Source organism: Frankia sp. KB5 (genome assembly GCF_002099325.1).
GTDB lineage: Bacteria > Actinomycetota > Actinomycetes > Frankiales > Frankiaceae > Frankia > Frankia casuarinae.
Genome location: NZ_MRUJ01000079.1, coordinates 25,283 through 33,770 on the forward strand (window position 1 = coordinate 25,283; position 8,488 = coordinate 33,770).

Genomic DNA, 8,488 nt, shown 5'->3' on the forward strand with positions numbered 1-8,488 from the left:
CCGGCCCACGGGCGGTACCCGATCCCGATTCCGAGGTTCCATCGGTTCTCGAGGTTCCATCGGTGTGAAACAGCGCCGCCGACCCGCGTGGCCTCGTGCGAGCCGCGGGGGTCGGCGGTGGCGGAGCGATGTGGGTCAGGCGTTGATCTTTTCGCTGGGAGCCGGTGTCGGTTGTGTCATATCGGGCACATCGTTGATCATTGAGCTCCGTCGTCTGGAGATGATGATCACGGCTGCGATGGCGGCGAGGGCGGCGAGGGCGACACCGATGCGCAGCCCCGTGTTCTCGTCCGCGCCCACCGAGTACTTTACGACCGTCGGAGCGATCAGCAGGCTGACCAGATTCATCACCTTGAGCAGCGGGTTGATCGAAGGGCCGGCGGTGTCCTTGAATGGATCTCCCACGGTATCGCCGATCACCGTGGCCGCGTGGACCTCCGAGCCTTTTCCGCCGTGGTGGCCGTCCTCGACCATCTTCTTCGCGTTATCCCAGGCCCCGCCGGAGTTCGCGAGGAACACGGCCATCAGCACGCCGCCGGCGATGGCGCCGCCGAGGAACGCACCGAGTGGCGGGTATCCCAGGCCGAAACCGACCGCGATTGGGGCGAGAACCGCCAGCGTTCCCGGTGTAATCAGTTCGCGGAGCGAATCGCGGGTGCAGATGTCGACGACCGCACTGTAATCCGGCTTCTCGTCGCCGGTCATGATTCCAGGCCTGGACCGGAACTGGTTGCGTACCTCCAGGACGACCCGCCCGGCCGCGCGGCCCACCGCATTGATCGCGAGCCCGGAGAACAGGAAGACCACGGACGCACCTATGGTGAGCCCGACCAGCGCGTCGGGGTAGGCGATGTTCAGGCCGCCAACGATGCCCCGACCCRCCTCGGGCAGCGCTCCGGCGTCGCGGAGAGCCGTCGTGACGGTGTCGGTGAACGAGCCGAACAGCGCCGAGGCGGCGAGCACCGCGGTGGCGATCGCGATGCCCTTCGTGATCGCCTTGGTGGTGTTGCCGAYGGCGTCGAGCGAGGTGAGGATGGCCGCACCCGCCTCGTCCATGTCGCCGGACATCTCGGCGATGCCCTGTGCGTTATCGCTCACCGGCCCGAAGGTGTCCATCGAGACGATGACACCCACCGTCGTCAGCAGACCGGTCCCCGCCAGCGCCACCGCGAACAGCGCGATCGTGACGCTGCCGGAGCCGAGCAGGTAGGCGCCAAAGATCGCGGCACCGATGAGCAGCGAAGAATAGACCGCCGACTCCAGACCCACCCCGATTCCGGCGAGGATGTTGGTGGCTGGTCCGGTGAGCGACGCCTTTGCGATGTCCCGCACCGGCCGGCGGCCGGTCTCGGTGAAATACCCGGTTAGCAGCTGAATGGCGGCGGCGAGCACGATCCCGATCAGGACCGCGCCGATCGCGATCACTCGTGGATTACCGGACTGGGTGCTTCCCTGCATCCCGGGGAAATCGGCGAAGCTCGTCGGGAGGTAGAGCAGTGAGACGGCGACGACGCCGATCGCGGACACCACCGCGGAGATGAAGAAACCCCGGTTGATGGCGGACATTCCGGTGCGGTCACCGGCCCGCGGCGACACCGCGAAGATTCCGATGACCGCGGTCACAACCCCGACCGCCGGGATGAGCAGGGGGAACACCAGGCCGCGTTCGCCGAACGCCTCGACCCCGAGAATCAGCGCCGCGACGAGCGTCACCGCATAGGATTCGAACAGGTCGGCGGCCATGCCGGCGCAGTCGCCGACGTTGTCGCCGAYGTTGTCGGCGATCGTCGCGGCGTTGCGGKGATCATCCTCGGGAATCCCCTGTTCCACCTTGCCGACCAGGTCCGCCCCGACATCGGCGGCCTTGGTGAAGATCCCTCCGCCTACTCGCATGAACATCGCGAGCAGAGCGGCGCCGAATCCGAATCCCTCCAGGACCTGGGGGGCGGTGTCCCGGAAGACGAGGACCACGGCCGCCGCCCCCAGGAGTCCGAGACCGACGGTGAACATCCCCACCACCCCCCCGGTGCGGAAGGCGATGCGGACGGCGGCTCGTTCCCCTCGGGTCATGGCGGCGGCGGCAGTGCGGGTGTTGGCCCGGGTCGCCAGCGACATCCCGACGAATCCGACCAACGCGGAGAAGATCGCACCGACCACGAAGAAGATCGACCGACCGATCTTCGCTCCAGTGTTCTCGGCTGGCAGGAGCAGCAGTACGAAGGGGATGACGACGACGAATCCCGCGAGTGTGGTGAACTGCCGTCTGAGATAGGCGGCGGCGCCCTCCTGGACCGCCCGGCCGACCTCCACCATCCTCGGGGTGCCTGGACTCGCCGCCAATACCTCACGAACCAGATAACCGGCAACAAGCAATGCGAGGGCTGCGACTATCGCCACACCGGCGACCAGGCCGAGGGCTCTGCCGCTAAGGTCAATTCCAGAGCCCTCGGCCTGTAGGGCTTGGATCGAGGACATGGCTCCTCCCGGTCTGCTCTGTGCGCCCTCCGTGAGGGTGCCGGTGCTCTCGGGCGCCCTTTCGGCGGTCGCCACGGCATCGAGACGGTCACGGCCACGCGCCGCATCCGGCGGCGCTTTGGGCGAGATCGGTCGGTTCTTCCCATTTCCAAGCATCTGACCGGTCTCACGGGGAGCACCAAGGGAATCACGGATGGTTGGATCAGCCGTCCATGAGATGCGGCGGAGTCTATCCACACGTCTGTGACGTGCGCTCGTTTTTCAGCAGCGGCGGCCCGGGTCGCGTGCTCTCGGGTACCTCTCACCGCCCCGGCGATAATCCGGAAACGGATCGATTCAGGAATATTCGGCATAAAAAGATCGCTCGTGCTGTTACTGACATGGCAGACTGGCGCCGTGGCTCCACCTCCATGTCAGGTTCCATGTGCCCCACCTTCGGAACCTGGCGCGGGGCACATGGCGGCACGGTCGGAGGCTGGAACAGTCGCCGGGCCCAGGCAGGGAGACCGGAGAGGTCCTACACCGCGGATTCGCAGGGGTCCGATGTGGCGCCGGTGTGCCAGGTCATCGCGACAACCGTACCCACGCCGTCGGGGCCACGCCTGATCTCGATCTCGTCGACGAGTCCCTCGATGAGGGCGAGTCCGAGCCCCGGTGGGAAACCAGAGTTGTCCGCCGAGGGATCGTCGTCCGCCGGTTCCGCCCAACCCGGCGGCTGAGTCGACTCGGATCCGAGTTCGAGCAGGGTGGTCGCGGTGACGAGGCCACCGTCCGGACCGGGGGCGACCTCGTCTCCGGTCCGGCCGCAGTCGGCCACCGTGATGGTGAAGGAATCGGCGCCATCGGTGAGCGCGACATGCACCGGGGCCTGCGGCGCATGCCTGCGGTTGACGCGCACCGCTCGGGTRCATGCCTCCGTCACCGCAAGTTTGATCTCGTCGGCCGCGCTGACCGGAACTCCCGCGCGCCGGCTGACCGCCRTCGCGATCATCCTGGCGGTACGAACGTGCCCGTTCAGTGCAGCGAACCGCAGCTCAACGGTGGGCATACGGCGGGCCTGCCTTTCGCGAAAGAGTGATGTCCGGCTCAGTCGCTGGCGGCAAGGGCTTCCTCGATGGAGGAGTGGATGGGGAAGACCTTGGTCAGGCCGGTGATCCGGAAAATCTTCAGGATGCGCTCCTGAGTGCAGACCAGACGCAGCGAACCCTCGTGCGCACGCACCCGCTTGAGCCSGCCGACGAGGACCCCGAGGCCCGTCGAATCGAGGAACTCGACGCCTTCCATGTCGACGACGAGGTGGTATGACYCCCCGGACACGAGATCGATGAGCTGCTCGCGAAGCTTCGGCGCGGTGTAGACGTCGATCTCGCCGCCCACCACCACGACCGTGTGGTTGCCTTCCTGGCGTGTCGTGAGGGACAGGTCCACGGATCCTCCTTGTGTGCTTCCGGCCGTCCCGTGCTTCGGGCGACCGACATCACGGCGCCATTACCCTCCCACGAGGAGGATCAATCCGGTGTGCCGCGACACAGATCGCGGGTCCGGTGTTGCGGCATCGCCGGCTGATGACGTCTGATGAAATGTATCCCCGATCTTGGCGCTCGTGTGGGGGTCGACCGACTGCATCGGCGGTTTCGGCGCAGCTGGTCCCGCGGGGACACTCCGTGGTCCGCCTGTCGTCTTGTCATCGGCCTCGCTGTCCGTAGCCACGCCGAGATGATCCCCGGCCCGGGGGCCCGGGGGCCCGAGAGGGCGATGTTCGGGGGGTTCGTCCGGCTGAGGGGCGCCGTGACCGCGTCGAGACGCATATCCTCGATCGTCGTGGGCTCGCCGGTGGATGTCGACGGCGCGGACACGGTCCTTGCCGGGCTGCGCCGCGACGTGCGACGAGCGCGGTGCATGACGCACATCGAGCGTGTCCCGGCTCGGGACGGCTGCCCGGCGCCATGGCCGGACTGGATCGATCCGGTCCTGCGGGGACGGTGGACGGCCGCCGGGATCGCGAGCCCCTGGAGCCACCAGGCGGCTGCCGCCGAGGCCGCATACGCCGGGCGCAGCGTGGTGCTGGCGACCGGCACGGCCTCGGGTAAGTCGCTTGGCTATCTGATGCCGGTGCTGTCCCGGCTGCTCGCCGAGCCCGGTGCCCGGGCACTCTACCTGGCGCCCACGAAGGCGCTGGCCCACGACCAGCTCAGAGCCGTGCGGTCGCTGCGGCTCACCGGTATCCGGGCCGCCGCGTTCGACGGGGACACGCCGGCGGCCGAACGGGACTGGGTCCGGGCGCATGCCGGCCTGGTCCTGACCAACCCCGACATGCTCCACCGTGGCATCCTGCCCTTCCACCGGCGGTGGACCCAGTTCCTGCGCGGCCTGCGTTACGTCGTCGTCGACGAGTGCCACGGCTACCGAGGGGTGTTCGGCGCACACGTGGCCGCGGTGATCCGCCGGCTGCGGCGGATCTGCGCGCGCTACGGGACCGATCCGGTGTTCCTGCTCGCGTCCGCGACCGTCRCCGATCCCGGGGTCTCGGCCGCACGGCTCACCGGCGTGGAGGTCGAGGTGGTCGACGTTGACGGATCTCCGCGGGGGCCACTGGACTTCGTGCTCTACGAACCTCCGCTGCTCACGACCGGGCAGAGCTCGCCGGACCGGGAGGACCCGACCTCCGCGCCCGGCCCGGGCGAGAACGGCGCCCCCGTCCGCCGGTCGGTGACCGCCGAGTCCGCGGACCTGCTGACGGACCTCGTCGCGGACGGTGTGCGCACCCTGGTCTTTGTCCGCTCGCGACGGGCCGCCGAGGTGGTGGCGGTGACCGCCCGCCGCGAACTCGGTCGGATCGCCGCAGACCTCGCCGACCGGGTGGCGGCGTATCGGGCCGGCTACCTGCCGGAGGAGCGACGGGCCCTGGAGGAGGATCTCCGCTCGGGCGCCCTGCTCGGGGCGGCCGCGACGTCGGCACTCGAGCTCGGGGTGGACATCAGCGGGCTGGACGCCACCGTCACCGCCGGTTTTCCCGGCACGCTCGCCTCGCTCTGGCAGCAGGCCGGACGCGCCGGGCGGGATGGCCGGCGATCGCTGGCCGTGCTGGTCGCCCGGGACGATCCGCTTGACACCTACCTGGTGCATCATCCCGAAGCCGTCTTCGGACGGCCGGTGGAGGCCAGCGTCTTCGACCCCGACAATCCCTACGTGCTCGCTCCGCACCTGGAGTGCGCCGCGGCCGAGCTGGCGCTGACCGAGGCGGATMTGGCGTTGTTCGGACCGACCGCTGCGTTCGCCGTCAACGACCTGGTCCGCCGAGGCCGGCTGCGCCGCCGGCCCACGGGCTGGTTCTGGACGCAACGGGCCCGGCCGGATGTGGACATCCGAGGGGCGGGAGGACCACCGGTTCRCATCGTCGAAGCGCGGACCGGTCGGCTTCTGGGCACCGTGGACGCCGCGACCTCGCACACGACGGTGCACGCTGGCGCGGTCTATCTCCACCAGGGATCGAGCTTCGTGGTCGAGGACCTCGACCTCGAGGAATCCGTCGCGTTCGTATGYGAGTCGGCGCCGGAATGGACGACCACCGCGCGTGACCACACCGACATCAGGGTGGTGGAGTCGTCGCGATCCCGGGTGCTGCCCGACGTGGAGGTGCACCTCGGCGTGGTCGAGGTCACCAGCCAGGTCGTCGGATACCAGCGGCGGCTGATCGCGACGGGCGAGGTACTCGGGCAGGAGCCTCTCGATCTGCCGCCGCGTCAGCTGCGGACCCGGGCCGTCTGGTACACGCTGTCCGACGACCTGCTTGCCCGAGCCGCGATCGAGCCTGCGGATGTCCCCGGTGCCGTCCACGCCGCCGAACACGCGGCGATCGGTCTGCTCCCGCTGTTCGCGACCTGTGACCGTTGGGATATCGGCGGTGTCTCGACCGCGCTCCATCCGGACACCGAACGCACCAGCGTCTTCGTCTACGACGGACACGCCGGCGGGGCGGGTTTCGCTGAACGGGGATTCCTCCGAATCGGTGCCTGGCTGGCTGCGACCCGGGACGCGATCGAAGCGTGTGAGTGCCCGGCGGGCTGCCCGTCGTGCGTCCAGTCGCCCAAATGCGGAAATGGCAATGAGCCGCTCGACAAGGYGGCTGCCTGGCGGCTCCTCGCCGCGGTGACCGCCATGATCGGCTAGCCCCGTGACCACTTCGCCGCGGCGTGGTTCCCCCGCGACCGGACCCGGGTATGTCGACCAGATCGGCTTTTCTCCGTCGTTTATACCAACGTCCATGGTTCTGGAGGTCTCGGTGGTAACCGTCGGTGTCGTGCTGTTGCTGGTGGCTGGAGTTCTCACCGCGGATCTCGTGTTGGAGAACAGCGGTCACACCGAAGTCCTGATCATGGGACAGATACTCTCGTTCGACACCTGGGGCCTGTTCGTCCTCGGCCTGGCCACGGGAGTGCTGGTAGCGGCCGGCGTGCAGCTCTTCCTGCAGGGCCTCGCGCGGGATCGCCGCCGCCACCGGATGGAACGCCAGCGCGCCCGGGAGATGGAGGCGCTGGTGCGTTCCGCGCCGGCCGCGCCGGCCGCTCCGCCCGCGCCCGCCACCGGCGGCCCCCGGTCCGTCGAAGCCGCCACCGGCGGGGCGCGAACCCGGACGGCCCCGCCCGAGGCGCGCCCGGCGGCCGCTCCGATGCCCGCGGCCGTCCCCACCGCGGCGTCCTCGGGCCAGATCATCACCCATCCCCACCGGGGCGACCGGATCGTCGCCCGCGTCGCTGATCTGCGGCGCCGTGACAGTGGCGGTGATGCGGCGAGCGGCGCCGCCCAACCTCGCGAGGGCGTCCGTTCCGGAACCGGGTCGTCCACGCCGACCGGGAAGTAGACACCCTCCGCTCCTCCCCACGGCCCGGCACGGGCGCGGGCGGACAGCTCCGGGAGCGGGCCGAGTACCGCCGGTAGGCGCGCGAGGACCGTCACCTCGACGGCGTTGCCGTCGACCCGGCAGGCTGCCAGCCGCGCCCCGTTGGCTGCGCTGACCTCGTCGGCCCGCGCGCACACCGTCCGCTGGTCGGCGGGCGGCATCGCAGCGGCCGCGAGGGCGGCGAGATCCGCCGCTCCAGCGGCCCGCTGCCGGACCGCGCTGATCACCGTCACGGTGAACGCGACGCTCACCAGCGAGAGCAGCGCGAACAGGACGGCCAGCAGCCATACCGTCGCGGACCCCGCATCGGGGGCCGCGACGGACGGCGCTACCCCCGGCTTGACGGTCGGCAGCGTCCTCAGCCGGCGCGCCCCGCTCACGGCACCATCCGGGCCGGGCATCCGGTGGGGGCATCGGACGGAAGATCGACCGTCGCCTCGACGGGGGTGACGGCCCGCGCCGCCACCTCGATGCCGGGAACCAGCCGGCTGACGCCGATGCCACCGACGTGCACCGACACCTGTACCTCGAGCCGACCCGCGCCGCGGTGCAGCGTCACGGTGGAGCCGACGGGTGCCGCCTGGATCACCATGGTGTGCACGGCCGAATCCGGCTCCCCCCTGGCGGCCAGGCGGGCGCCGATGCGTGCCGCGTCGGCGCATCGGGTCTGGGCCGCGACGGCACCGAGCATCCAGGCAGCCAGGAAGAAGACGACGAACAGTGAGGGCAGGCCAATCGCGAGCTCGGCGGTGGCCTGGCCGCGGTCCGACCCGCGGACGGATCTYCCACGTCGGTGGGTCACCGGCCGCGGCGGCCGCTGGGAGGAGCGCACAGGCATCACGGCCGCGCTCAGAACGCCACGGTCAGCGCGCGCTGCACCACCGAGGAGACCAGCGACCGGGTCGCGGAGCTCGATACCACCGCGTAGAGGACGCCGGCGAACGCCACGGCCGCAAGCGTGCCGACCGCGTACTCGGCGGTGGACATGCCGTGGTCGCGGGCCTGGACGGCTGGGCGCCACACGCTGAGAAGCCGCCGGGACACCGGCCATCGCGACAGGCGTCGGCACGAGGAGCGGGCTGCCAGGAACATGAGCCTTTCCGCGCAACGATC

Annotated in this window: 7 protein-coding genes and 1 pseudogene; 2 read left to right on the forward strand and 6 right to left on the reverse strand. The window is 70.0% G+C overall.

All coding sequences use genetic code 11. The features are described 5' to 3' along the window. Positions 1-135 precede the first annotated feature (135 nt). The 3 genes from KBI5_RS09175 to KBI5_RS09185 form a co-directional block, all read right to left on the reverse strand. On the reverse strand, positions 136-2,475 hold the full coding sequence (locus tag KBI5_RS09175; protein WP_085015007.1) for a sodium-translocating pyrophosphatase: 2,340 nt from the start codon (positions 2,473-2,475) through the stop codon (positions 136-138). Between the two features lie 517 nt (positions 2,476-2,992). Continuing rightward, a complete protein-coding gene (locus KBI5_RS09180; RefSeq protein WP_085015002.1) occupies positions 2,993-3,523 on the reverse strand; it encodes an ATP-binding protein in 531 nt (176 codons plus the stop codon). Positions 3,524-3,561: 38 nt separating this feature from the next. Beyond that, positions 3,562-3,903 carry an anti-sigma factor antagonist gene (locus KBI5_RS09185; protein WP_085015003.1) on the reverse strand — a complete coding sequence of 114 codons (342 nt, stop codon included), beginning with the start codon at positions 3,901-3,903 and terminating at the stop codon, positions 3,562-3,564. A gap of 471 nt (positions 3,904-4,374) precedes the next feature. On the opposite strand from KBI5_RS09185, the gene KBI5_RS09190 reads away from it, so the two are divergent. Further along, positions 4,375-6,645 (forward strand): DEAD/DEAH box helicase, encoded by a 2,271-nt coding sequence (locus tag KBI5_RS09190; protein WP_347272488.1) that lies wholly within the window; start codon positions 4,375-4,377, stop codon positions 6,643-6,645. 112 nt (positions 6,646-6,757) lie between these two features. Beyond that, on the forward strand, positions 6,758-7,336 hold the full coding sequence (locus tag KBI5_RS26950) for a hypothetical protein (protein WP_165758241.1): 579 nt from the start codon (positions 6,758-6,760) through the stop codon (positions 7,334-7,336). A 32-nt stretch (positions 7,337-7,368) separates the two neighbouring features. Here the strand turns inward: KBI5_RS26950 and KBI5_RS09195 are convergent. From KBI5_RS09195 to KBI5_RS09205, 3 genes and pseudogenes are all read right to left on the reverse strand, one after another. Next, positions 7,369-7,776 (reverse strand): annotated as a pseudogene (locus KBI5_RS09195) (Rv3654c family TadE-like protein); the annotation flags it as partial. After that, positions 7,752-8,177 carry a TadE family protein gene (locus KBI5_RS09200; protein WP_035729185.1) on the reverse strand — a complete coding sequence of 142 codons (426 nt, stop codon included), beginning with the start codon at positions 8,175-8,177 and terminating at the stop codon, positions 7,752-7,754. The gene KBI5_RS09200 and the pseudogene KBI5_RS09195, both read right to left, overlap by 25 nt. 47 nt (positions 8,178-8,224) lie before the next feature. Next, entirely contained in the window at positions 8,225-8,467 is a 243-nt protein-coding gene (locus KBI5_RS09205; RefSeq protein WP_023840725.1) for a DUF4244 domain-containing protein, read from the reverse strand. Positions 8,468-8,488 lie beyond the last annotated feature (21 nt).

Coding starts and splice junctions, on each gene's coding strand:
- KBI5_RS09205 (WP_023840725.1), bottom strand. CDS start 8,467: ATGTTCCTGGCAGCCCGCTCCTCGTGCCGACGCCTGTCGCGATGGCCG.